This is a genomic window from Rhodococcus sp. HNM0569 (assembly GCF_012726205.1).
GTDB lineage: Bacteria > Actinomycetota > Actinomycetes > Mycobacteriales > Mycobacteriaceae > Rhodococcus_F.
Window position 1 is genome coordinate 266,213 of the sequence record NZ_JAASAE010000006.1, and the last position, 25,703, is coordinate 291,915.

The 25,703-nt window shown below is 69.4% G+C and carries 17 protein-coding genes; 13 read left to right on the plus strand and 4 right to left on the minus strand.

What is annotated here, in order from left to right:
- Positions 1-7 precede the first annotated feature (7 nt).
- Genes HCA44_RS11140 through HCA44_RS11150 form a run of 3 tightly spaced genes read left to right on the plus strand, consistent with a single transcriptional unit; the run spans position 8 to position 4,613 of the window.
- A complete protein-coding gene (locus HCA44_RS11140) occupies positions 8-1,477 on the plus strand; it encodes an archaeosortase/exosortase family protein (protein ID WP_169648605.1) in 1,470 nt (489 codons plus the stop codon).
- On the plus strand, positions 1,471-2,976 hold the full coding sequence (locus tag HCA44_RS11145; protein ID WP_169648606.1) for a glycosyltransferase: 1,506 nt from the start codon (positions 1,471-1,473) through the stop codon (positions 2,974-2,976). The genes HCA44_RS11140 and HCA44_RS11145 overlap by 7 nt, the downstream gene beginning before the upstream one ends.
- Positions 2,973-4,613, plus strand: a complete 1,641-nt coding sequence (locus HCA44_RS11150; protein WP_346764674.1) for an ABC transporter — start codon at positions 2,973-2,975, stop codon at positions 4,611-4,613. Before HCA44_RS11145 ends, HCA44_RS11150 begins: the two co-directional genes overlap by 4 nt.
- A 15-nt stretch (positions 4,614-4,628) precedes the next feature.
- On the opposite strand, the gene HCA44_RS11155 is transcribed toward HCA44_RS11150, so the two are convergent.
- Complete coding sequence (locus tag HCA44_RS11155; protein ID WP_169648652.1) at positions 4,629-6,176, minus strand: glycerol-3-phosphate dehydrogenase/oxidase; 1,548 nt, start codon at positions 6,174-6,176, stop codon at positions 4,629-4,631.
- Positions 6,177-6,210: 34 nt separating this feature from the next.
- Positions 6,211-6,816: a TetR/AcrR family transcriptional regulator gene (locus tag HCA44_RS11160; protein WP_169648607.1), complete on the minus strand. Its 606-nt coding sequence runs from the start codon at positions 6,814-6,816 to the stop codon at positions 6,211-6,213.
- A gap of 95 nt (positions 6,817-6,911) precedes the next feature.
- Here HCA44_RS11160 and HCA44_RS11165 point away from each other — a divergent pair, with 95 nt between their 5' ends.
- Positions 6,912-8,492 (plus strand): FAD-binding oxidoreductase, encoded by a 1,581-nt coding sequence (locus tag HCA44_RS11165; protein ID WP_169648653.1) that lies wholly within the window; start codon positions 6,912-6,914, stop codon positions 8,490-8,492.
- Positions 8,489-9,403, plus strand: coding sequence for a diacylglycerol kinase (locus tag HCA44_RS11170; RefSeq protein WP_346764675.1), 915 nt, complete (start codon positions 8,489-8,491; stop codon positions 9,401-9,403). Before HCA44_RS11165 ends, HCA44_RS11170 begins: the two co-directional genes overlap by 4 nt.
- Before the next feature lie 31 nt (positions 9,404-9,434).
- Here the strand turns inward: HCA44_RS11170 and HCA44_RS11175 are convergent, their stop codons facing one another.
- Positions 9,435-10,520, minus strand: a complete 1,086-nt coding sequence (locus HCA44_RS11175) for a beta-mannosidase (protein ID WP_169648608.1) — start codon at positions 10,518-10,520, stop codon at positions 9,435-9,437.
- Between the two features lie 128 nt (positions 10,521-10,648).
- On the opposite strand from HCA44_RS11175, the gene HCA44_RS11180 reads away from it, so the two are divergent.
- The 8 genes from HCA44_RS11180 to HCA44_RS11215 all read left to right on the plus strand — a co-directional run bounded on the left by HCA44_RS11180 (position 10,649) and on the right by HCA44_RS11215 (position 25,215).
- Complete coding sequence (locus HCA44_RS11180; protein ID WP_169648609.1) at positions 10,649-11,830, plus strand: TerC family protein; 1,182 nt, start codon at positions 10,649-10,651, stop codon at positions 11,828-11,830.
- A gap of 77 nt (positions 11,831-11,907) precedes the next feature.
- Positions 11,908-12,333 (plus strand): DoxX family protein, encoded by a 426-nt coding sequence (locus tag HCA44_RS11185; RefSeq protein ID WP_169648610.1) that lies wholly within the window; start codon positions 11,908-11,910, stop codon positions 12,331-12,333.
- An 85-nt stretch (positions 12,334-12,418) separates the two neighbouring features.
- Entirely contained in the window at positions 12,419-13,144 is a 726-nt protein-coding gene (locus tag HCA44_RS11190) for a beta-phosphoglucomutase family hydrolase (RefSeq protein ID WP_169648655.1), read from the plus strand.
- A gap of 107 nt (positions 13,145-13,251) precedes the next feature.
- Positions 13,252-15,597, plus strand: coding sequence for a glycoside hydrolase family 65 protein (locus tag HCA44_RS11195; RefSeq protein ID WP_169648656.1), 2,346 nt, complete (start codon positions 13,252-13,254; stop codon positions 15,595-15,597).
- A gap of 234 nt (positions 15,598-15,831) precedes the next feature.
- Positions 15,832-16,314, plus strand: coding sequence for a MarR family transcriptional regulator (locus HCA44_RS11200; protein ID WP_169648611.1), 483 nt, complete (start codon positions 15,832-15,834; stop codon positions 16,312-16,314).
- Positions 16,315-16,355: 41 nt separating this feature from the next.
- On the plus strand, positions 16,356-17,978 hold the full coding sequence (locus HCA44_RS11205; protein ID WP_169648657.1) for an MDR family MFS transporter: 1,623 nt from the start codon (positions 16,356-16,358) through the stop codon (positions 17,976-17,978).
- A 531-nt stretch (positions 17,979-18,509) separates the two neighbouring features.
- Complete coding sequence (locus HCA44_RS11210; RefSeq protein ID WP_169648658.1) at positions 18,510-23,984, plus strand: biotin carboxylase N-terminal domain-containing protein; 5,475 nt, start codon at positions 18,510-18,512, stop codon at positions 23,982-23,984.
- Between the two features lie 157 nt (positions 23,985-24,141).
- A complete protein-coding gene (locus HCA44_RS11215; RefSeq protein ID WP_169648612.1) occupies positions 24,142-25,215 on the plus strand; it encodes a hypothetical protein in 1,074 nt (357 codons plus the stop codon).
- 29 nt (positions 25,216-25,244) lie between these two features.
- Here HCA44_RS11215 and HCA44_RS11220 read toward each other — a convergent pair.
- Positions 25,245-25,703 (minus strand): HNH endonuclease signature motif containing protein (locus HCA44_RS11220; protein ID WP_169648613.1); only part of this gene is annotated, 459 nt, incomplete at its 5' end.

The following is a 25,703-nucleotide window of genomic DNA, read 5'->3' on the forward strand; positions in this document are numbered from 1 at the left end:
CGTCGGCATGGCCCTGAACACCCAGTCACGGCGCATCGTCGATTCCCTCGCCAGGCGCTGGGTTCTCATCGTGGCGCTCACCGGAGCGGCCTTCTGGAAGACCTGGGCGAACCTGTGGCGTGATGCCGCCGAGGGTGTCGCGACGGGATACGTGTTCGTACTCCCGCTGTTGTGCGCGGTCGCGTGCGTGGGGGTTTCGCTTCGACGCCGCGAGGAACTGCCGATCCACGACCGGCAGACCGACACGATCGTGGGCACGATCCTGCTGCTGCTGTCGCTCGGCGTGCAGGCGCTGCTCGTGCCTCGGCTCGAACGGTTCTACACCGCACTGCACATCGACGTGCTCGGCGTGGTGGTGTTCGTGCTCGGCTGCTGCGTGCTGTTGTTCGGTACCCGCCCCACCGCGCGATTCTGGCCGGTGTGGCTCATGGCCGCCGTGCTCAACCCGCTCGGATACCGCTTCTTCGGTGTACTGATCGGCGGCGGGCCGCTCGGCAACGGCCTGTTGATGGTGATCGTCGCGGCGTTCGCGACGTCGATCGCCGTGTCCCGAGACCGCACGCGGGCCGTGGTCGCGTTCGTCTCGACGCTCGTCGTCGGCCTCGTCGTGCTGTCCCTCGTCATCCGCTACGCGCAGTACCCGTCGATCATCGTGCTGCAGCTCGTGCCGTCGACGTCGGCCGCGGTCGTGGTGGGTGGCTCCTTCTACTTCTGGCATCGCCGTGGCGCGAGCAAGGCTCCTCTCGACCGCCCGCTCGTTCCGCCCGCGAACAGTGCGAGCCGACAGAACATCTCGATCGTCCTGACCATCGTGGTGGCCGCGGGAATCACGATGGCGATCCCGTTGCCGCCGCGTCCGTCGGCCGAGCTCGCTGCGGGTCCGCGGCTGCCTGACAGCCCGGGGCTCGCGGTACCCGAAGGCTGGACCGAACAGACGCTGACCACCTACCGTTGGCCCGCCCGCTACATCGATCGTTCGGCCACGCTCACCCGCCAGAGCCTCGTCGCGGACGACGTCGTCCCCGGCTGGGACACGCAGGGGCGCAGACGCGTCGTGCAACTCGACGTCCTGACGATACCGGAACCCGCCACCCTGCTGACCTTTCCGGTCGAGGGGACCTACGAGGTGCAGCGCGCCCGGGTCAGTGCCCCGGTCCACATGGACATCGGGCGGGGCATCACGGCGACCCTGTTCACCGCCGTCGACGACAAACTGCTCGTCACGTGGAGCAATTTGAGTTTCGCGTGGACCAACGACGCCCACCACAGCCAGCGCGTGTCGCTCGTGAGCGTCGACGACCACGACCCCGGCGCACCGTTCCCCGAACCGCGGCCGTCGATGCCGTCGATCGGACGAAATCTGTTGTCGATCGTGCTCCGCGGCGGGTCCTCGGTCAGCGACCGTCAACCGACGTACAAGGACCGCACCATGTTGGAGTCGGTGGCACGCGAGATCGTGGAGGCGCAGCAATGGTGAACTCCGCACGCGGTGGTCCCCGGGACGACGCCGAGTTCGCGCAGGCGGCGCTGCACGACGCGGTGGCAGGCCTGCGCGAACGGCACCCGATCTCCTCGGCATCCGTGGCGTTCTACCCATGGCAGAAACGGACGGGCCTCGCCCTGCTCGGCGTCGTGATCGTCTGCGCTGCACTGTTCCTCGTGCCCACCCTGGTCGTGCTCACGCTGGTGTGCACGATCGGCTATCTGTGGACCCTGGCCGACCGTCTGCTGTTGTTCTTCCGCGGTCTCGACGGCAGCGCGATCGTCCATGTCAGCGACGACGACGCCCGTGCGGTGCCGGACGACGAGCTGCCGTCCTACACCGTGCTGGTGCCCGCGTACGCCGAGCCGGAAGTGATCGGCCAGCTGATCGAGAACATGGCCGCACTCGACTATCCGAGGGACAAGCTTCAGGTGCTGCTGTTGCTCGAAGCGGACGATGCCCCGACCATCGACGCGGCACGAGATGCCTTCGACAGCGAGTTCGTCGAGATCCTGCTCGTCCCCGCCGCGCAGCCCCGGACGAAGCCGAAGGCGTGCAACTTCGGCTTCCACTACGCCACCGGAGAGATCGTCACGATCTTCGACGCGGAGGACCGTCCGGAGCCGTTGCAGTTGCGACGCGCGGCGGTCGCGTTCACCCGCCTCCCGGCGAACACCGCGTGCGTCCAGGCGGAACTGGCCTTCCACAACGGAAGCCAGAACCTGCTGACGGCGTGGTTCACCGCGGACTATGCGCTGTGGTTCCGATTCGTGCTTCCCGGGTTGATGCACAGCACCTCCCCCATTCCGCTCGGCGGCACGTCGAACCACCTGCGCCGCACGGTCCTCGAGGAGATCGGCACGTGGGATCCGTACAACGTCACCGAGGACGCCGACCTCGGGGTGCGGATCGCGGAGTCGGGATACCGCACCGCCGTGCTCGCGTCGGTGACCCTCGAGGAGGCCAACAGCGATCCGATCAACTGGATCCGCCAGAGATCGCGGTGGTACAAGGGCTACCTCCAGACCTTCCTCGTCCACACGCGCCGCCCGGCGCACCTGTTGAAGAGCCTCGGCCCGGTGGGCCTGTCCCGGCTGATCACCCTCATGGCGGGCACCCCGATCATTGCCTGCCTGAACATGGTCTTCTGGCTGATCAGCGTCTCGTGGTTCCTCGGCCAGCCGTCGGTCGTGCAGGCCGAGTTTCCCTGGTACGTCTACTTTCCGGCACTCGTCTCGCTCGTCGTGGGCAACTCCGCGGTCCTGTACATGAACGTCGTGGCCTGCCGCGAGACGGGCAACTCGGCGCTGCTCGTCGCCGCGCTGACCTCGCCGCTCTACTGGGTGCTGATGTCGATCGCGGCGATCAAGGGGACGTACCAGCTGCTCCGCAATCCGTCCTACTGGGAGAAGACCTTCCACGGCCTGCCCGGCACCGGCCCACGCGCATCGGTCGCCGAGAAGGCCGAGCCACCGCCGGGGACCTCGCCGTGAAGACGACGCGCGCATTGTTCTGGTCCGCGACGGCGCTGTACGCCGCGGTGGGGCTCTATCTGGCCTTCGACGCGCAGTTCTTCCTCGGCGACTCCCTGTCGCGCGTCGCGGCTGCACGCACCGTCTTCTTCAGCAACGACCCGCATCTCGCGGCGATCGGATTCATCTTCACCCCGCTCACGGCCTTGGCACAGCTGCCCACCATCCTGCTGAGCCATTGGTGGACGGAGGTGAGCGCGTACGCCGTGACGGCCCTCGCCGTTTCCGCACCCTTCATGGCGGGGGCGGTGGTGCAGATCTACAAGATCGGCCGCGACCGCGGTGTCCCGACGTGGCTGCTGTGGCTGGTCACCGCGGTCTTCGCACTCAATCCGCTGGTGCTGTTCTACGGAGCGAACGGCATGAGCGAAGCGCCGTTCGTGTTTCTGCTGTGCTGGTCGGCGCGACGCCTGATCCGGTGGACCGCCACCGACGATGTGCACGATCTCGTCCTGGCCGGCATCGCGCTCGCGATCGGCTATCTTGCGCGCTACGACGCGCTCGCGGCCGCCGGGAGCGTGACCGTCCTCGTGTTCGCCGTGACGTTCCTACGCTCGCGCCAGCCCACGAGAGTGAGCCGTCTTCGGCAGGCTTTCATCGACGCGGTCCTCGTCGCCCTTCCCGTCTTCGTCGCCTTCTTCGTCTGGAGTTTCACGAGTTGGTTGATCACCGGCGAGGCCCTGCAACAGGTCAGTTCGAGTTACGGCAACAGTGCCATCCTCGAACAGAGCGGCGGCGGCGCGGCGAACGTGCTCGGTGCCCTCGCGTTCTCGCTCGCCGAAACGGCGGTCACGGGGCCTGCACTGCCCGTCCTGATCCCCCTCGTGGCGGCCCTCGCGTGGCGCCGTCGCGATCCGGAACCGCTCGTCGCGCTCGTGGCGTTCGGTTCCGTACTCGCGTTCGCGACGCTGACGTACGCACTCGGCTCGACCTTCCCGTTCCTCCGCTTCTACATCGCCGCGCTCCCGCTCATGCTCGTGCTCACGTATCAGCTCGTTCCTGCTCGCGGGGTGCTCACCGCCCGCCGGGAGGGGCCCAACAGCACCCCTCGCCACACCGACGGCGGGGACCGGCGGCCGCTGAGCGCCCTCGCGGCAGTCCTGGTGGTCGCGACGCCGGTGGTCACCGCGGCGTTCATGACGTCGGCGACGCTCGCGCCACAGGAGTACGCGCTCGAGGCTCTCGTGCGTCCCGGAGCCGACCCCGGGAGCGCGAAACGCGCGGACCAAGACGCGATCCTGCAGTCCTTCCGCACCGAGCGTGAGCTCGCACGCTATCTCGACAGCCTCGGGCTCCCGGACGGCTCGGTGGTGATGGACACGGTGTACGGCTTCGCGGTCTACACGGCGACCGAGCGGCCCGAGACCTTCGTCGTGCCGTCGGACTTCGATTTCACCGAGATCCTCAACGACCCGGCCGGGCACGGTGTCCGGTACATCCTGTCGGTCCCCGACGTCGGCCGCGGCACCTCCGACGCCACCAACCGCCGGTACCCGACGCTCTACGACACCGGCGCCGACATCGCGACCCTCGAGCTGGAGATTCCGAACACGGGTGCGGACCAACCGGTCTGGCGGCTCTACCGGGTCCTCGGCTGACCGCTCGACGCGGCGTCAGGACACGAACTCGCGCGCAGCCGACTCGGCACGCGCCCGGTCGGCCTCGACCAGACCGATGCGCGTGCGGCGGTCGAGCACGTCGGACGCGTCGAGCGCGCCCTCGTGCGTCACCGCGAACTCGAATTCTGCTCGCGTGACGTCGATCCCGTCGGCCACGGGGTCGAGCGGGCGTGCACACGTCGCGCTCGCCACAACCGTGGGTGCTTCGTCGCCGTACCGCTCGACGAGCGACACCGGCAGCGCGTGGGCGGTACGCGGTGCCTCCCACCGGGCCGGATTGCCCGGGGCCCCGACGAGCGGGAGCGAGCGAGTGCGGCACGGGCCCGCGGCGAGTGCACGCGCCGCGACGGCCCGGTCCACGGCGTCCTCGGCCATGTACCGGTACTCGGTGAGTTTCCCGCCGACGACGCTCAGCACACCCGACGGCGACTCGAGCACCGCGTGCTCGCGCGACACGTCGGCGGTGCGGCCGCCGCCGGTGTCGAGCAGTGGCCGCAGCCCCGCGTAGGCGCCGCGCACGTCGGCGTGTGTCAGCGGCGTCGCGAGCGCGGTGTTGACCGTGTCGAGCAGGAAGTCGATCTCGCCGTCGGTGGGCACCGGCTCGTCCGGTATCGGGCCGGGAGCCTCTTCGTCGGTGAGACCGAGATACACCCGGCCCAGCTGTTCCGGCATCGCGAACACGAAGCGATTCGTCTCGCCCGGAATCGGGACCGTCAGCGCGGCAACCGGATCGCCGAAGGCCGCCGCGTCGAACACGAGATGGGTTCCGCGGCTTGGCCGCAACCGGATCGACTCGTCCACCTCACCGGCCCACACACCCGTCGCGTTGACCACGGCGCGCGCCCGGAGCGCGAGCGTCTCGCCGGTCGTCTCGTCGGTGAGCAGCGCGCCGTCGCCCGACACCTGCGACGCGCCGACACGGGTGAGCACGCGCGCCCCGTGCTGCGCGGCGGTGCGCGCGATCGCGACGACCAGGCGCGCGTCGTCCACGAGCTGCCCGTCGTACGCGAGCAGGCCGCCGTCCAGCCCGTCGCGTCGCACGGTGGGCGACAACTCGGCTGCCGCCTCGGCACCGATCCGCCGCGAACGCGGCAGCACCGACGACGGCGTGCCCGCGAGGGCTCGCAGCGCGTCGCCCGCCAGGAAGCCGGTGCGCACGAGCGAGCGCGCGAAGGCGTTCGACGCGGGAAGCAGCGGCACGAGCTGCGGCACCGCGTGCACGAGATGCGGTGCGGTGCGGGTCATGAGGATGCCGCGTTCGATCGCGCTGCGCCGGGCGATGCCGACATTGCCCGTCGCGAGATAACGCAGCCCGCCGTGCACGAGCTTCGAGCTCCACCGGCTCGTGCCGAATGCGAGGTCACGCCGTTCGACGAGCACCACGTCGAGCCCCCGTGAGGCCGCGTCGAGCGCGACGCCCGCGCCCGTGACGCCGCCACCGACGACGAGCAGATCGACCGGCTCTGCGCGGTCGGCGAGCGCCGCGAGGTCGGCCGCGCGGCGCGCGGCGTCGAGTCGGGTGGATGCGGGATCGCCCGGCACCGCAGTCACGGCGCATCTCCGACGCGCTGCGCAGTCACGGCGTCACTCCGGTGCGGAGGTACCCGTCGAGCAGGCGCGTGAGCTCGGTGGCGAGAGTGGTGTCGTCGAGGACCGGCGCGACGAGTTGCGCGGACTGCACGGTCGACTGTGTCACGAGCAGGATCATCACCGCGAGCTGCACCGGGTCTCCCGCACGCACGGTGCCGGTGTGCTGCCCGCGTTCGATGGCCGCGGCGAGCGCGTCGACCACGATCTGCTGGCTCGTGCCGAGGCGCTCGGCGATGTAGACCATCGCGAGTTCGGGACCGGACCGCAGTACCGCGCCGATCAGCGGGTCGCGGCGGAGTCGGCCGGCGACGGTGACGACCCGGGCCACGAGCGCTTCGCGATCGTCTCCCATCGCGGGCACACCGTCGACGACGCCCGCGATCGTGCGTGTCAACAGCGCCGCGACGACCGATCGTGCGTCGGGCCAGCGACGGTAGACGGTCGGGCGGCTGACGCCCGCGCGCCGCGCGATCTCGGAGAGTGTGACCCGGTCGACGCCGAAGTCGACGACGCACGTGTGGGCGGCGTCGAGAATCCGGTCCTCGACGGCCGCCGCGTCGCCACCGCGCGGGTCGTTACTAGTTGACAACATCTGTAATACTGTAACGCATGACGACCCCGGACGACTCCCGGTCCCCTCTCCCCGCGGCAGCAGAGCCCCGAAGCCGGCACATGTCGTTGCCGCCGATGGCCTGGAACGCGTGGGGCGATCCCGAAGCAGCCACACCACTCGGTGACGGCATCCGCGCGCTGCTCGTCTCGGCCCTCGGAGTCAGCGGCGAGCCTGCCCCCGCACCCGATCGCGACACCGTCCCGTTGCGTGACAGCACGCTTGCGGACACCGATCGAGCCGCGCTCGCCGACATCGTCGGCGCAGCGAACGTGAGCACCGACGACCTTCAACGGCTCTACCGCGCGGGCGGCAAGTCGACACCGGACCTGTTGCGCCGCAACGAACCCGGAGAACAGTCCGCACCCGACGCGGTCGTCACCCCGGGCGACGACGACGAGATCGCCGCGGTCCTCGGCTACTGTTCGGCGCACGGCATCGCCGTCGTGCCGTTCGGCGGCGGCACGAGCGTCGTCGGCGGCCTCGATCCCGAGCGCGACACCTTCGCCGCTGTCGTGTCGCTCGACCTGCGCCGCTTCGACCGGCTCGTGTCGCTCGACGACGTCTCGGGCGAAGCGGTGCTCGGCGCCGGTGTCACCGGTCCCGCCGCCGAACGGCTGCTGGGCGAGCACGGCTTCTCGCTCGGGCACTTCCCGCAGAGCTTCCAGTTCGCGACGATCGGCGGTTTCGCCGCGACGCGCTCGTCGGGCCAGGACTCCGCAGGCTACGGGCGGTTCGACGCGATGGTACGAGGGCTGCGCGTCGTCACCCCTGCGGGTGTGCTCGACCTCGGCCGCGCGCCCGCGTCGGCGGCCGGGCCCGACCTGATGCAGCTGTTGCTCGGGTCCGAGGGCACGCTCGGCGTCATCACGCAGGTGCGCGTGCGGGTGCATCGTGTTCCCGAGACGACCCGATACGAGGCGTGGTCGTTCCCCGACTTCGCGACCGGCGCCGCGGCCCTGCGTGCGGTCACCCAGACCGGCACCGGCCCCACCGTGATCCGGTTGTCCGACGAAGCCGAGACCGGGATCAACCTCGCGACCACCGACAAGATCGGCGGCGAGCAGATCACCGGTGGCTGCCTCGCCGTCACGACCTTCGAGGGCACCGCCGCACACGCCGACAGCAGGCACGCCGAAACGCGCGCCGTGCTCGAACGCTGCGGCGGCACGTCGCTCGGCGAGGCACCCGCGAAGGCATGGGAGGACGGCAGGTTCGGCGCCCCCTACCTGCGCGACTCGCTGCTCGCGGCAGGTGCTCTGTGCGAGACACTCGAGACCGCGACGACGTGGTCGAACCTCGCGAATCTCAAGGCCGCCGTCACCGACGCGCTCACCACGTCCCTCGCCGACACCGGCACGCCCGCACTCGTCATGTGCCACATCTCGCACGTGTACCCGACCGGCGCGTCGCTGTACTTCACCGTCGTCGCCGGCCAACGGGGAGACGCGATCGCCCAGTGGCGCGCGGCGAAGGCGACGACGACGGAGACGATCGTGCGCACCGGCGGGACGATCACCCACCACCACGCAGTCGGGGCCGACCACCGGCCGTGGATGCGCGACGAGGTGGGCGACCTCGGCGTCGACGTGCTCCGGCAGGTCAAGCGGACGCTCGACCCGGCAGGCATCCTCAACCCCGGCAAGCTGATTCCGTGACCACCCCGCGTCGCGACATCCGCGCGATCACTCTCCTCACCAACCCGGCAGCCGGGCACGGCAACGCGCGCCACGCCGCCGAACGCGCCGTCGCGCATTTCCAACGCAACGGAATCGAGGTCGTGCACGTCGTCGGCGTCGACGCAGCCGACGCGCTGCGCCTGGCCCGCAGCTCGCTCGACCGCTGCACCGACGCCCTCGTCGTCGCGGGAGGGGACGGCGTCATCTCGATCGCGCTGCAGGCGCTCGCCGGCACCGACGTGCCGCTCGGCATCGTCCCCGCGGGCACCGGCAACGACCACGCGCGCGAGTACGCGATCCCCACGGGTGACCCCGAGCGGGCGGTGGAGATCGTCGTCGCGGGACACACGACGCACGTCGACCTCGGCCGCATCGAGGATGCGGACGGTGCCACGACGTGGTTCGGCACCGTCATGGCGAGCGGCTTCGACTCGCTCGTGAGCGACCGCACCAACCGTATGACGTGGCCGCACGGGCGCATGCGCTACAACCTCGCGATCCTCGCCGAACTGTGGAACCTGCGGCCGTTGCCGTTCCGGCTCGTGCTCGACGACAGGGAGATCCGCACCGACCTCACCCTCGTGGCGGTCGGCAACACCCGCAGCTACGGCGGTGGCATGCGCATCACGCCGCACGCCGACCACGCCGACGGACTGCTCGACGTCACGGTCGTCGGGGCGAGTACACGCACCAGACTCGTGCGCCTGTTCCCCACCGTCTTCCGCGGCACCCATGTCGACCTCGACGCGGTCACGACCTATCGCGCACGCACCGTCACGGTCGAGTCACCCGGTATCAGCGCCTACGCCGACGGCGACTACGTGGGCCCGTTGCCGGTACGCGTCGAAGCGGTGCCGCGCGCACTGCACATCCTCGTGCCGGGAGGGTGAATCGGCCGACGATCCCACGCGAGGCCGCGGCTCAGCCGACGGTCGCACGCGAGTCGAGCACGTGCCGCACGGGGTCGCCGTCCCCGATGTCGTAGGTGCATTCGCCCGATCTCGGGTCCGGCACGTACGCCCACAGCAACGCTCCCGCCGTGCCCGCCGCACGTTGGCCGTCGATCTTGCGTCCCACGTCCACGGCGCGCGTCGCGGGTGTCGCACACCCGCCCTCGTTCCCCGCGTACTGTCCGATCTCCGCGACCAGGAGCGGCTTTCCCGCAGCGCGTGCCTGCGCGATCCGGGCAGCGAGCCCGTCCGTCCCCGAGCCCGGCAACGGAATCCCGTCGGCCCCGTAGTCGTGATATTGCAGGACGTCGATGTGGGCGGACCCGGCGAGCCTGCCGTACTCGTCGCCCGCGGTGCCGCACTGGCCACCACCGACGAGCCCCACCGTCACCGGGTGCGTGCTGTCGATCGAACGCACCCGAGCGCCGATCCGATCGACGAAGGTGCGCAGCACGGACGCGGCGTCGTCAGGACACGAGCGATCGGCAGCAAGCGGTTCGGGCTCCCCGATCAGATCCCACATCGCCAACGACGCGGACGTCTTCCACCTGTTCACCGCAAGCCCGACCCACTCCTCGTAGCTGATCCCGCCCTCGTCTCCGCCGCGCTGCCAGCCGTCGACGTACCAGTCCCGGGTCTTGAAGACCTCGTTCTCGCAGGCACCGTCGAACCCCGCGAGCACCGGCACCACCATCTGCCGGTGCCGCTCGGCCGCGGCGAACACCGCGTCGAGCGGACCGAAATCGAGAGCCCCGGTACGCGTGTTCGTCGCGAGCATCCGGAACGCGTCGAATCGGGTGAGCGCACCGGGAGGAAGACCGTCGAAGTACGCGTCGAGGTCGACCTCGGCACCGCAACCCGCGTTGACCGACCAGTCACTCGCGAGCTGGTACGCGTTGAGCCCCGTCGGCCACCACGGATTCCCGTCCAAGATCAGCATCGTGCCGTCGACACCGGCACGCGCGACTGTCCTGGGCGTGTTCTCACCGGAGTCGGCGCCGCACCCCGCTGTCGCCACCACGGCCGCCACGAGCACAGCCACCAGTCGCTTCGACACCGCTTCAGCGTTGCACGCCGATCGCCGTGTCGTGACCGAAGACGAAAACGCCCGCGAGACAGTCCCGGCTCGTACGCTGACGAGGTGCCGGAAGCAGCAGGGACGCAGACGAGGACGGGGAACGCGCGATGCATGTGACACCACTCGCGTGGATCGTCACGCTCGTCGTGATCGCCGGCCTGCTGACCTTCGACTACGTGTTCCACGTCCGCTCCGCGCACGTGCCATCGCTGCGCGAGGCCGCGACGTGGTCGGGCATCTACATCGGCTTCGCGCTGCTGTTCGGCGTCGCCGTGCTCGTGTTCGGCGGCACCGCAGCGGGTTCCGAGTACTACGCGGCCTGGATCACCGAGAAGGCGCTGTCGGTCGACAATCTGTTCGTGTTCCTCGTCATCATGACGAGCTTCAAGGTGCCAAGGCCCGACCAGCAGAAGGTGCTGTTGTTCGGCATCGTGTTCGCGCTCGTGGCCCGGTCGGCGTTCATATTCGCGGGTGCCGCGCTCATCAACAGCTTTTCGTGGATGTTCTACCTGTTCGGTCTCGTGCTCGTGCTCACCGCAGGGCGCATGCTCAAGCCCGGCGGCGACGACGACGAGGCCGACAACATCGTGATCCGGCTCGCGCGCCGATTCCTGCGCACCAGCGACACCTACGACGGCGACAAGCTGTTCACACACCGTGACGGCGTCCGGGTCATGACCCCGATGCTCGTGGTGATGGTCGCGATCGGCGGCACCGACCTGCTGTTCGCGCTCGACTCGATCCCCGCCCTGTTCGGGCTGACGCAGGACGTCTTCGTCATCTTCACCGCCACCGCGTTCTCGCTCATGGGTCTACGGCAGCTGTACTTCCTGCTCGGCAACCTGCTCGAACGGCTCGTGTACCTCGACTTCGGGCTCGCGGTGATCCTCGTGTTCATCGGTGTCAAACTGATTCTCGAGGCGCTGCACCAGAACAACCTGCCGTTCGTGAACGACGGCGAACCCGTACCGGTCGTCGAGATCGGCACCGGCACGTCGCTCGTCGTCATCCTCGCGATCCTCGTCGTCACAGTCGTCGCGTCGCTCATGAGCAAACGCGGTCGTGCCGAGTCCCTGGTATCGCGCGCCGCAGCCGACGTGTCGTCCTATCTCGAACTCGACGACGGTGCACCCGCCGTCGAACGCGACCGCCGTTACCACGCGGTGTGCGCCGACGAACGGGAACTGCAGCAGCTTCCGCAGAAGTACCGGCATCTCGTGTTCGAACATCCCGACCTGTCGGACGACCTGTACCGCGTGCACGAACGCCACCGCGCCCACGAGCGATGAGTTCACCCGGCTTGTCGGGTCCGTCCTGGTAGGTGCTCGCCGTCAGGGCGGGGACAGGACTACCGGAGGAGCCCGTCATGGCCACCGCTACCGCACACAGCACATCGGGACCGAGGGCGCGCGTCAGTGCGCGCACCGTGGGCTGGGTCCTCACCGCACTCGTCTCGGCTTTCCTGCTGTTCGACGGGGTCAGCCACATCACCCGTCCCGCCGCGGTCACCGAGTACGCGGCCGAACACGGTCTGACCGACTCGATGATGGTGACGATCGGCATCGTCATGCTGGCGTGCCTCGCGCTGTACCTCGTTCCCGCAACGGCGATCCTGGGCGCGGTCCTGCTGACCGGCTATCTCGGCGGCGCGGTGTGGGAGAACATGCGCAGCGAAGCCCCGATCGCGAGCACGGTGTTGTTCCCGATCTACGTGGGAGTCGTCGTGTGGGGCGCACTCGCGCTGCGCGACGCGCGCATTCGTCACCTGGTCGGTCGCAGTCCTCGTCGCTGAAGGGCGGGCAGTCGTACCGACGCGGTAACGGCCCACGCCGACCCGACCCCGGTGTCGTGAGGCTCCGGGTAGCGTCGGGGACGTGATTGGACTGCCCGACTCGATCGAGGCATGCCTGTTCGATCTGGACGGCGTGCTCACCGCGACTGCCGTCTTGCACCGCAAGGCCTGGAAGCGCACGTTCGATGACTTCCTACGCGACCGCGCGGGCGACGGCTTCGCACCGTTCACGGACGACGACTACTTCACGTACGTGGACGGCAAACCGCGCGCCGACGGCGTGCGCAGCTTCCTCGCGTCGCGCGGGATCACCCTTCCCGAAGGCGAACCGGACGATTCGCCGCGCACCGAAACCGTCTACGGCGTCGGCAACCGCAAGAACAATCTGCTGCTCGCCGTCATCGAACAGGAGGGGGTGAGCCCGTACCCGGGCGCCCAGCGCTATCTCGCGGCAGCGTACGACGCGGGGCTCAAGATCGGCGTCGTCACGTCGTCGGCCAACGGCAAGGCAGTGCTCGACGGTGCGGGTCTGCGCCGCTACGTGCATGTCGTGATCGACGGCAATGTCATCCGTGAGCGGGGACTCGCGGGCAAGCCGGCCCCCGACTCGTATCTCGCGGGCGCCGAGGCGCTGCACGTGCAGCCGCGCGCGGCCGCGGTGTTCGAGGACGCCACCTCCGGCGTCGCGGCCGGGCACGCCGGCGGATTCGGCCTCGTCGTGGGCGTCGACCGTGTGGGCCAGGCCGACGCACTGCGTGAACACGGCGCCGATGTCGTCGTGTCGGATCCGGTCGATCTCCTCGATCCGTGACCGTTTTCGCGCCATGATGTCAGGCAGCGCACAGGCCGACGGACGAAACACCCGGACACAGGACGACAGGAGGGCCGGTGGACGACCGATACGGCGAAGGCGGTTCGCTGGAGGACCGGGGCTACGAGATCGCGCCGTGGACGCTGCGCTGGCGCGGCCTGGACCTGGGCGCATTGCACGCCACCGAGTCGACGTTCGCGTTGTCCAACGGCCACATCGGCATCCGCGGTACCTTCGAGGAAGGTGAGCCGCGCAGCCTGCCCGGCACGTACCTCAACGGGTTCTACGAACAGCGCGCGCTCCCGTACGCCGAGGCGGGCTACGGCTATCCCGAGGACGGTCAGACGGTCGTCAACGTCACCGACGGCAGCATCATCCGGTTGCTCGTCGACGACGAACCGCTCGACATGCGCTACGGCACGGCGCTGTTCCACGAACGCGTCCTCGACTTCCGGTCGGGCACGCTGCGCCGCGTCACCGAATGGGAGTCGCCGACCGGCAGGCGGGTGCGCATCAAGTCCGAGCGCATGGTGTCGTTCACGTCGCGCGCCGTCGCGGCGATCCGCTACGAGGTCGAACCACTCGACGGCGACATCGAACTCGTGCTGCAGTCGGATCTGCTGTCCAACGAACCGATTCCGGCGCGCACGGGCGACCCGCGCGTCGCCGCGGCGCTGCACCGGCCGCTCGTGGCCGACTACGCCGCGTCGTCGGACTGTCGCGCGGTGCTGTGCCATCACACGAAGCGCTCGGGTCTGCGGATGGCGGCGGCGATGGACCACGAGATCGACTTACCGGGCAAGGCGCGCACGAGCATCGAGGCGGACGAGGACCTTGCACGCCTCACCGTTGCGGTGGATGTTCCTGCGGGGCAAGCGATCACGCTCACGAAGTATCTTGCATACGGGTGGTCGGCCCGGCGGTCGACACCCGCGCTGCGTGCGCAGGTCGACGCCGCACTCGCCGAGGCCATGGAAACCGGATGGAACGAGTTGCTCGAACGGCAGCGCGAGTTCCTCGACCACTTCTGGTCCGTTGCCGACGTCGAACTCGACGGCGACCCGGAACTGCAGCAAGCGGTGCGTTTCGCGCTGTTCCACGTCATCCAGGCGGGTGCGCGCGGCGAATCACGTGCGATCCCCGCCAAGGGACTCACCGGCCCCGGCTACGACGGGCACGCCTTCTGGGACACCGAGGTGTTCGTGCTGCCGCTACTCACGTACACCGCGCCGATTGCGGCGCGCGACGCCCTGCGCTGGCGGCACAGCACACTCGACCAGGCACGCGATCGTGCCGCGACCCTCGGGCAGCACGGCGCGGACTTCCCGTGGCGATCGATCAACGGCGACGAGTGCTCGGGCTACTGGCCCGCGGGCACCGCGGCCTTCCACGTCAACGCCGACATCGCGAACGCCGTCGCGCGGTATCTGTTCGTCACGGGCGACGACGAGTTCGCACGCGAGTGCGGGCTCGAACTGCTCGTCGAGACCGCGCGGCTGTGGATCAGCCTCGGACACCACAACAGCCTCGGCGAGTTCCGCATCGACGGCGTGACCGGCCCCGACGAGTACAGCGCCGTGGCCGACAACAACGTCTTCACCAACCTGATGGCGCAGAAGAACCTCGAGGACGCGGCCGCACTCGCGGTGAAACTCACCGGCCGGGCGCGGGCGCTGGGCGTCACCGAGGAGGAGGTTGCGCAGTGGCGCGCGGCCGCCGAGCACATGCGGATCCCGTACGACGACGCGCTCGGCGTGCACCCGCAGGCGGAGAACTTCACGCACCATGCCGAGTGGGACTTCGCGACCACGCCCGCCGAGAACTACCCGCTGCTGCTGCACTATCCGTACTTCGATCTGTACCGCAAGCGCGTCGTGAAGCAGGCCGACCTGGTACTCGCGATGGTCCTGCGCGGCGACGCGTTCACACCGGAGCAGAAGGCCACGAACTTCGGGTACTACGAGGCGCTCACGGTCCGCGATTCGTCGTTGTCGGCCGCCGCGCAGTCGGTCATGGCCACCGAGGTCGGTCACCTGCAACTCGCCTACGACTACTTCGCGGAGGCCGCGCTCACCGACATGCACGACCTGCACTCGAACGTCGAGAACGGTCTGCACATCGCGTCGCTCGCGGGCGCGTGGATGGCCTGCGTGTACGGATTCGGCGGGATGCGCGACCACAGCGGACGGCTGTCGTTCTCGCCGCGCCTGCCACCGCGGCTCGACCGCATCGCGTTCCACCTGCTGGTGCACGGCAGCGAGATATCGGTCGAGATCACTCCCAAGTCGGTGGCGTACACGCTCACCTCGGGCGATCCGGTGGAGTTGTGGCACTATTCGACGCCGTTCACGCTCGGCGAGAGCCCCACGGTGATGCTCATTCCGGACTGCGCCCCGGTCGAACCGGTGGCGCAGCCACCCGGTCGCGCGCCCATCCCCCGTGCCGCCCTGTGACCTGCTGCTGAGCGTGTGCGCCACGATGTGAGTCTGCTCACGCGGGCGTGCCGCGACGCGCGCGGACGACGCGACGACCGCAACTCGTCCCATGTTTGCGCTGGTAGCGAGCTCAGTTGGGCGTCCATGTAAAAGTCCAGTTCAGGACTGTTTAACAGTTGTTTACTTTCGTCAAGCATCTATATAGTTGCATGACACAAGCACATCTTTTCCACTCATTCACCCGAGGTATCCGTGTCCGTCTCTCTCGGCACCACCGAAGCGTTGATCGACGAGGTGGTCCTCTTCGGCCGCGCGCTGCGCGAAGCCATCACGTCCGGCGAACAGGACGCACTTCCGCACGCGCTCACGACCGTGCTGATGGTCCTGCACCGTCAGGGCGAATGCCGGCAGAACGCACTCGCGCACGAGCTGTTCGTGAGCCAGTCGTTCCTGAGCCGCCAGGTCAGTGAGCTGGCCGATGCCGGCTTCGTCGAACGTAAACCGGACCCCGACGACGGGCGGGCGTCGCGCATCGTGCTCAGCGAGCGCGGGCTCGACTACGTCCGGCAGGTCAAGGCGCGGCGCATCGAACGCCTCCGCGACCTGCTCGTCACGTGGGACGAGGAACAGGCCGACTCCGCCGTCCGCGCGCTCCGCCAACTCAAGGACACCTTCTGCGAGCAGACACACCGCGCGAACCTTCATCTCGACCAGATTGGAACACCCGCCACATGACCGAACAACAAGCTCCACCAGCGCCCACGGACGCGCCCGAGATGACCCACCGCGAGATCCTCGAGGCGCTCGCCGGACTGCTCGCGGCACTGTTCACGGCGCTGCTCAGCACCACGATCGTCGCGACCGCGCTGCCCACGATCATCGGCGACCTGCAGGGCACGCAGACCGCATACGCGTGGGTCATCACCACCGCACTGCTCGCGAACGCCGCATCGACACCCATCTGGGGCAAGCTGGCCGACCTGTTCAACAAGAAGGTCCTGGTCCAGTCGTCGATCGTGATCTTCGTGATCGGCTCCCTCGTGGCCGGGCTCGCGCACAATGTGCCGGTCCTGCTCGTCGCACGCGTCATCCAGGGCATCGGCATGGGCGGGCTCACCGCACTCGTCGTCGCGATCATCGGCAGCATCGTCCCGCCGCGCGAACGCGGCCGGTACTCGGGCTACATGGGCGCCGTCATGGCCGTGTCGATGTCGGGCGGCCCGATCCTCGGCGGCGTGATCGTCGACAGCCCGCTCGGCTGGCGCTGGTGCTTCCTGGTGTGCGTGCCGCTGGCGGTCATCGCGCTCGTCCTGCTCCAGCGCACGCTGCACATGCCGACCATCCGCAAGTCGAACGTCTCGATCGACTGGCTGGGCGCCATGCTGCTCACCGCGGGCGTCTCGGTGCTGCTGATCTGGGTCTCGTTCGCAGGTAAGGCCGACTACTACGCGTGGATGTCGAAGGAGACGGCGATGCTCGTCGGCGCGGGCATCGTCCTGCTCGCCGCGACGGTCCTCGTCGAGGCACGCGCCAAGGACCCGATCATTCCGCTGAAGATCGTCACCGAGCGCACGACGGGTCTCGCGATCATCGCGTCCATCGCGGTCGGTGTCGGCATGTTCGGCGCCACCACCTTCCTGGGCCAGTACTTCCAGACCGCACGCGCCTACAGCCCCACCGCGGCGGGCATGCTCACCATCCCGATGGTCGCGGGCATGCTGTTCGGCTCGGTCGTGTCGGGCCAGCTCATCACCCGCTTCGGCAAGTGGAAGCCGTTCGTCGTCGGCGGCTCGGTGCTGCTGGTGATCGGCTTCGGGCTGCTGTCGATGCTGGACCACGAGACGAGCCTGTGGCTCGTCGGCGTGTTCATCGCGATCGTCGGCCTCGGGATGGGCTCGATGATGCAGAACCTCGTGCTCGCGGTGCAGAACACCGTCAAGCTCGAGAACATCGGTGCCGCGTCGAGCTCGGTCGCGTTCTTCCGCACCTTCGGCGGCGCGATCGGCGTCTCGGTGCTCGGATCGGTGCTCGCAACCCGTGTGGCCGATCTGTCGGCCGAGGGGCTGAGCAAGCTCGGCGTCCCGGCGGGCGGCTCGGGCGGCGGCAGCCTCGACATCGCGGCCCTGCCGGGGCCGGTCCAGGGCGTCATCCGCGCCGCATACGGCGACGCGACCGGACGTATCTTCCTGTTCGCCACGGTGTGTGCCGTCGTCGCGCTCCTCGCGGTGGCCCTGCTGCCGAACCGGCCGCTGCGCCGCACGCTCGACATCGTCGAGGAAGACCCGGCGAACGGTGTGCCCGTGGCCGGGGGTGCGGGATCGACCGACGGCGAGGCCCCCGAGAGCGTCTCGACCGAACTGGACGAGCGCCCGATCGGTGCCGGAAAACACGAGCGGTAAACTCGACAGCGCAAGACACAGATGGCCCCGGCCGCGTATTCCCCCTCACGCGGCCGGGGCCATCGACGCGTTCGGGGATGCTCGGCTGTAACGCCGTGGGGTGGAGAATGGATATTACTCGTCGGAAAGCTACCGACAGGTAATTCCGAAACTACCCACTGGTAACAATTCCACATGCATCGAGGTCGCCAAAAGTCAAGCGCGTCACCATCTTTCGAATGCACTGATTCGTTACACCATTTCCGTGTGGGATTCATCGCGGCAGACATGACAATTGCCGTGAAATATTGCATGCTGGCTAACCGGAGTGGCCCGCGCGGCACGTCTGCCGCGGGGCCGTCGAGGTCGCACACGCGGACCGCAGTCGACACGGGCCGCGGTCATTGCCGGGCGAACACGCCGCAACGATGCACTCGGGCGTCGTGCGGCGCTCGCACCGGGCACGCACAGGCAGGCAGCCACAGCGCAGGCGACAGCAGGACGGGCGCGGCACACGCCGCTGCGCCTTCCCTTCGAGGACGGGTGACGGATTTGTTCAAACGGATAGCAGTGGTGAACCGCGGCGAGGCGGCGGTACGACTCATCAGGGCGGTGCGCGAACTGGAGGCCGAGCATCGACTCGGTCTCACCACCATCGCGCTGCACACCGAGGCCGAGCGGCGGGCGATGTTCGTCCGGCAGGCCGACGAATCCGTCACCCTGCACCGGCACTCCGCCACCAACCCGTATCTCGACCACGACGAGCTCGTGCGCGCCCTCGTCGAGGCGCGCGCCGAAGCCGTGTGGGTCGGCTGGGGCTTCGTCGCCGAGGACCCCGCGTTCGCCGAGCGCGTGCGCGCGGCCGGCATCACGTTCATCGGCCCCTCCCCCGAGGCGATGCGCCTGCTGGGCGACAAGGTCGAGGCCAAGCTCCTCGCCGAGAAGGTCGGCGTGCCCGTCGCGCCGTGGAGCGGCGGCCCCGTCGCCACACGATCCGACGCCCGTCGCCACGCGCAGGCCATCGGCTTCCCGCTCATCATCAAGGCGCGCAGCGGCGGCGGTGGCCGCGGCATCCGCAAGGTGTGGGCCGAGGACGAACTCGAACTCGCGCTCGAGCGCACGCAGGGCGAAGCCGAACGCTCGTTCGGCGACCCGGTCGTGTTCATCGAACGCCTCGTCACCGACGCGCGCCACGTCGAGGTTCAGGTGATCGCCGACGGCCACGGCAACGTGTGGGCGCCCGGCGTGCGCGACTGCTCGATCCAGCGGCGCAACCAGAAGGTCATCGAAGAATCCGCGTCGCCGCTGCTCTCGCGCGAGCAGGCCGACCACCTGCGCACCGTCTCCGCCGACCTCGTGCGCGCCGCCCAGTACCAGGGCGCCGCCACCGTCGAGTACCTCTACCAGCCCGAACAGCAGATCTTCACGTTCCTGGAGGTCAACACGCGGCTGCAGGTCGAACACCCGATCACCGAGATCACCACGGGCATCGACCTCGTCAAACTCCAGATCCTCGTCGCCGCGGGCCACGAACTCGAGGGCGAGTGCCCCACCGAGTTCGGGCATGCCGTCGAGGCGCGGCTCAACGCCGAGGACGCCGAGAACGGCTTCGCGCCTGCACCCGGCAAGGTCGAACTGCTCGACTTCCCCCTCGGGTCCGGCCTGCGCGTCGACACCGGCATCGCATCGGGCGACGTCATCCCGCCCGACTACGACTCGATGGTCGCGAAGATCATCGCGTGGGGTCGCGACCGGTCCGAGGCGCTCGCGCGATTGCGCACCGCGCTGCGCGAGACCACCGTCGTCCTCGACGGCGGCACCACCACCAAGTCGTTCCTGCTCGATCTGCTCGACCGGCGCGAGGTGATCGATGCAAGCGCCGACACCGGCTGGCTCGACCGCGCGGGCATCGGCGCCGCCACCGGCCCCAGCCGGTGCGCCGACATCGCCCTCATCGCCGCGGCCGTCGACGTCTACGACGCGGAAGAGGCCTTCGAACGCAGCGCCTTCCTCGCCACCTCGCGCGGCGGCCGCCCGCGTGCGAGCCATTCGATCGGGCGCACCGTCGAACTCACCTACCAGGGCCAGGCGTACTCGCTCACCGTCGGTCAGGTGGGCCCGCACAGCTACCACCTCGACGGCGACAGCGGCCCGCTCGACGTCGACATCGAACGCCTCGGCGAGTACCGCAGCCGCGTCACTCTCGGCGGCGTGCCGTTCAACGTCGTGTCGATCGCCGGCCCGTCGCACCACCTCGTCGAGGTCGACGGTGTCAGCCATCAGATCGGCCAGGACGAGGCGGGCGTCGTGCGCGCACCCGCGCCCGCGATCGTCGTGTCCGTGCCGGTCGCGGTGGGCGACAAGGTCGACGCCGGCTCGATCCTCGTCGTGCTCGAGTCGATGAAGATGGAGACCGCGATCCGCGCTCCGCACTCGGGCACGGTCCGCGAGATCCCCGCAGTGGTCAACTCGCAGGTCGACGCGGGCGCGCCGCTCCTGCGAGTCGACGAGGACGGCGCCGAGTCCGCCGCGGCCACCACCGCGCGCGTCGAGTTCGGCCTGCCCGCCGCTGCCACCGCCACGCAGGGCGTCGACGTCAAATCCGAGGCGCTCGCGCTGCTCACGGTGCTGCGCGCCGTCATCACCGGCTACGACGTCGGCGAATCGCGCACGCGCGCACTGCTGTCGAACTACGAGTGGCTGCGCGAGCAGCTTCCCTACGACGACGGCGACCTCGTGCAGGCCGAACTGCACATGCTCACCACGTTCGCCGACATCTGCGAACTCTCGCGCCAGCGGCCCACGTCCAGCGAAGAGGACACCGACGAGCGCGTACACAGCCCGCGCGAGCACTTCCACACCTTCCTGCACTCACTCGACGCCGAGCGCGAACAGCTTCCGGACGCGTTCTGCACCAAGCTCTCCCGCGCACTCGCGCACTACGACGTCGCCGACCTCGAGCGCACGAGCGATCTCGAAGAGGCCGTCTACCGCGTGTTCCTCGCACAGCAGCGTATCGAGAACCAGATCCCGGTCGTCGCGGCGCTGCTCGAGCGCTGGCTGCGCGACGCGAAGGCGCCCGCACAGGCGGCCACCGAGTTCGGCGACGTGCTCGACCGCGTCGTCGTCGCGACGCAGGCCCGGTTCCCCGTCCTCGGCGATGTCGCACGCACACTGCGCTACCGATTCTTCGACGAGCCACGCATCCGTGCCGCTCGTCGTGCGGCATACGACTCGGTGCGCGGGTCGCTCGCCTATCTCGCCGACAATCCGCACGCGGCCGACTACCACGACCGCATCGAGGCACTGGTCGCCACGCCCGAACCACTGGTCGACCTGTTGGCCGACAAGATCGCCACGCCGGCAGCGGATCTGGGCCCGCTGCTCGAGGTCGTCACGCGCCGCAACTACCGCATCCGCACGCTCGACGACGTCAAACTCGCCGAACGCGACGGGCATCCGATGGTCACCGGCCGCTTCGAGCTGCGCGGCGAACTCGTGCACCTGGTGTCCGTCGCCGCGCCGCACGCGTCGTTCGACGACGTCCTGCGCGGCGTCGCCGCCGACGTCGGGTCGACGCCGCGACCCGAGAACTTCGCCGCCGACGTGTATCTGCGCTGGGACGGCGCACCGGTGGACGCCGACGCCGCGTCGCAGGCCCTGCTCGACCAGGTGTCGCGGCATGCCGCACTCCTCACGTGCCGCCGCGTCACCGTCGTCGTCAGTGGCCCCGCGGGCGAGCACACCTTCACCTACCGACCCGACGGTGGTGCGCTGCACGAGGACGCGACGATCCGCGACATGCACCCGCTCACCGGCCAGCGACTCGACCTGTGGCGGCTGTCCAATTTCGTCGGCACCCGCATGCCCGCGCCTGCCGACACGTACCTGTTCCACCTCGTCGCAGCCGAGAACAAGGCCGACGAGCGGCTCGTCGCGCTCGCCGAGATCCGCGACGCGACACCGCAGTTCGACGACCACGGCGAGATCGTCGGCTTCCCCACCGTCGAACGCACGCTCGCGGCCGCGCTCGACGCGATGCGCCGGGCAGGCGCGCAGCGGCGCGGCAAGCGACTCGACGCCAACCGCATCGTGCTGTACGTCTGGCCCGAGATCGACTTCAGCGCCGAGCGTATGGCGATCGTCGCGAAGAACGTCGCTCCCATCACCGCCGGCGCGGGGCTCGAACAGATCATCCTGATGGCACGTCTACGCGAGCCAGGTGCCGCCGAGGCGCGCGCCGTCGCACTGCGGTTCTCCTACCGCCCGGGTGCAGGCGTCGTCCTCGACATCACCGATCCGCCCACCGAGCCGATGCGTCCGCTCGACGCCTACACGCAGAAGGTGCGGCGCAGCCGGGCCCGCGGATCGGTGTACCCCTACGAGCTGCTTCCCCAGTTGTCCGGCGCCGGCGGCACATTCGTCGAGCACGATCTCGACGAGCACGGCGCGCTCGTCCCCGTCGACCGTCCGTACGGCGGCAACACCGCCGGGATCATCACGGGTGTGGTCACGACGCCCACACCGCTGTACCCGGAGGGCATGACCCGCGTCGCGCTGTTCGGCGATCCCACCAAGGCGCTCGGTTCGATCGCGGAGCCCGAGGCGTCCCGGGTCGTCGCGGCCATCGATCTCGCCGAGACGATGGGCGTCCCGGTCGAGTGGTTCGCACTGTCGTCGGGCGCCGAGATCTCGATGGAACGCGGCACCGAGAACATGGACTGGGTCTCGCGCGCGCTGCGGCGCATCATCACGTTCACGCAGGGTGGCGGCGAGATCAACATCGTCGTCGCGGGTATCAACGTCGGCGCCCAGCCCTACTGGAACGCCGAGGCGACCATGCTCATGCACACCAAGGGCGTGCTGATCATGACGCCCGACAGCGCGATGGTGCTCACCGGCAAACATTCGCTCGACTACGCGGGCGGCGTGTCCGCCGAGGACAACTTCGGTATCGGCGGCTACGACCGCGTGATGGGCGCGAACGGGCAGGCCCAGTACTGGGCGCCCAACCTCACCGCGGCGATCGAGACGCTGTTCGGACACTACGCACACACCTACGTCGTGCCGGGCGAGCGCACGCCGCGCCGCGCACAGACCACCGACCCGGTCACGCGCGACGTGTGCGCCTACCCGCACGTGCATCCGGAGAGCGACTTCACGACGGTCGGCGACATCTTCTCAGCCACCGCCAATCCGGAACGCAAGCGTCCCTTCGACATCCGCACGGTCATGCGCGCCGTCGTCGATCAGGACCACGCGGTGCTCGAGCGTTGGGCCGACATGGCCGACGCCGACACGTCGGTCGTGTTCGACGCACACCTCGGCGGCTACCCAGTGTCGGTCGTCGGCATCGAGTCGCGCGCGATCACCCGCAAGGGACAGTTCCCCACCGACGGACCCGACAAGTGGACGTCGGGCACGCTGTTCCCGCGGTCCTCGAAGAAGACGGCCCGCGCGATCAACGCGGCGAGCGGCAACCGGCCCGTCGTGGTGCTCGCCAATCTGTCCGGCTTCGACGGCTCACCCGAGTCGATGCGCACCTGGCAGCTCGAGTACGGCGCCGAGATCGGCCGTGCGATAGTCAATTTCGACGGGCCGATCGTGTTCTGCGTCGTCTCGCGGTACCACGGCGGTGCATTCGTCGTGTTCTCCAACGCGCTCAACGAGAACATGGAGGTGCTCGCGGTCGAGGGCTCGTACGCGTCGGTGCTCGGCGGCGCGCCCGCTGCGGCCGTCGTGTTCACGCGCGACGTCGACCGTCGCACGAGCGCCGATCCGCGCGTCGCATCGCTCGAAGAGCAGCTCGCGGCGGCCACCGACGAGGCCGAGCAGGCCCGCCTGCGCGTCGAGCTCGACTCCGAGCGCACCGCGGTGCGCTCGGACAAGCTCGGCGAGGTCGCGGCCGAATTCGAGGCGATCCACGACATCGAGCGTGCGCAGCGCGTCGGCTCCGTGCACCGCATCGTCGCGGCCCGCGACCTGCGCGCCGAACTCGTCGCCGCCGTCGAGCGCAAGATGGCGTAGCCGCCACCGCACCCTCTGTGCCTACTGCGTGGATCTCCGGGCTCGCGCAGTAGGCACAGTGCTGTCGGGACCGGTGCTGTCGGGACCGGTGCCGTGCCGGCCGGTGGTCTCACGACGCAGCCCCGTTCGGGCCCGTGTGTTGCTAGTGTGCGCGAACGTGAACCCGAGTCCGACCATGAAGCCCCGCCTGTTCGCGACCGCCCTTGCGGCGGTACTGTCCGTCGGCGGCGCCTTCGCGCCGGTCGCCGCCGCACAACCCGCCGTGCCCGACGCTCCCGTCGCCACCGCTGCGGGGGTCGCGCCCGCCGATGTCGCATCCACCGACGTCGACCTCGTCGACACCGCGCGGTCCGATCCCTGGACCGGCGCGCCGGAACGCGCCCTCGCGCTCACGGTGGACTCTCCCACGAACGCCACGACCGAGCGGTCGCTGCCGGTCGTGCTGTTCTCGCCGGGTTTCATGGTGCCGCGCGACGCGTACCGCACGCTCACGCGCGACCTCGCCTCCCGCGGGTACGTCGTACTGTCGGTCGACCACACGGGCGATGCGGTGGCGACCAGGTTCGCCGACGGCCGCGTCGTGCCGATGCAACTGCCGGATCCGTACTCGGACGCGACGCTCCAGCGCGCGATCGACACGCGCGTCGCCGACCTGGGCTTCGTGGCCGACGCGCTACGGGCCGGCACGGCTCCACTGCCCGCGGGCGTGGCAGCGGCCGCCGATCCGAGCCGGCTCGGCGTGTTCGGGCACTCCCTCGGCGGTGCGAGTGCTGCGGAGTTCGCGCGGACCGACGCGCGCGTAGGCGCCGCGGTCAACCTGGACGGTGCGCTGTTCTACGGCAGCGAGGCGGCACCGGTCGCGACACAGGGCAATGATCGTCCGCTGCTCAATGTGGTGACCGACGTGCATGCCGCGAGCCCCGAGGGCCGCGAGCGCTATCTCGACAGCTACCTGTCGACGCCGCGTGCGTGGAGCCGCGTCTACGCACTGGCTGACACCCGGCACATGAGTTTCACCGACGCCGAGACGCTCGTGCCACAGTTCGTCCCCGACCCACCTGGTCAGGACGTGCCGGGAGGGTTCGGGCTGGGCAGCGCGCCGCGCCAGGAGGTCGCGGACACCACACACGACCTCACCGCCGGCATGTTCGACCGGTTCCTCCGCGGCAAGGATGTGGCGTGGCTCGACGACGCCGCGGGGCGCTATCCGCTGGTCTCGGAGGTGCGCTGACGCCGAGCCGCACTCTTCGGCGAACCGCATCATGCCAGCAGCGGTATCGAATTGCGGTGTGCCGGGAGTGGTTCGCTCGGCCCGTGTGGTGTGGGGGGTGGCGTGAACCACGGCATGTGGTCGTCGTCGGGGATGTCGACGGTCCAGCCGCTGTGGTGCACGAACCGGTGATGATGCGTGCAGAGCAGCACGAGGTTGTCGAGGTCGGTGGGTCCGCCGTCGATCCACGGGACGATGTGGTGTGCTTCGGTCCACCCGGTGGGTGCCCCGCAGCCGGGGAAGGCGCAGCCGCGGTCCCGCACCCGCAGTGCTCTGCGTTGTGACTGGGTGACGAGGCGGGTGGTACGGCCCATCCACAACGGCACCCCCGCGTCGTCGACGACGACCGGGGTGACGTCGGAATCACACGCGGTCTTTCGGGCAGCCGCGATCGACAGGGTGCCGCCCCACGGTGTCCAGGGCACACGTATGCCGCTATCGCTGCCACC

Excerpts from the sequence above, each read along its gene's own strand:
- HCA44_RS11185 (WP_169648610.1), top strand. The coding sequence starts at position 11,908 with ATGGCCACCGCTACCGCACACAGCACATCGGGACCGAGGGCGCGCGTC.
- HCA44_RS11165 (WP_169648653.1), top strand. The coding sequence starts at position 6,912 with ATGGCCTGGAACGCGTGGGGCGATCCCGAAGCAGCCACACCACTCGGT.
- HCA44_RS11180 (WP_169648609.1), top strand. The coding sequence starts at position 10,649 with ATGCATGTGACACCACTCGCGTGGATCGTCACGCTCGTCGTGATCGCC.
- HCA44_RS11205 (WP_169648657.1), top strand. The coding sequence starts at position 16,356 with ATGACCCACCGCGAGATCCTCGAGGCGCTCGCCGGACTGCTCGCGGCA.
- HCA44_RS11160 (WP_169648607.1), bottom strand. The coding sequence starts at position 6,816 with ATGTTGTCAACTAGTAACGACCCGCGCGGTGGCGACGCGGCGGCCGTC.
- HCA44_RS11145 (WP_169648606.1), top strand. The coding sequence starts at position 1,471 with ATGGTGAACTCCGCACGCGGTGGTCCCCGGGACGACGCCGAGTTCGCG.
- HCA44_RS11140 (WP_169648605.1), top strand. The coding sequence starts at position 8 with ATGGCCCTGAACACCCAGTCACGGCGCATCGTCGATTCCCTCGCCAGG.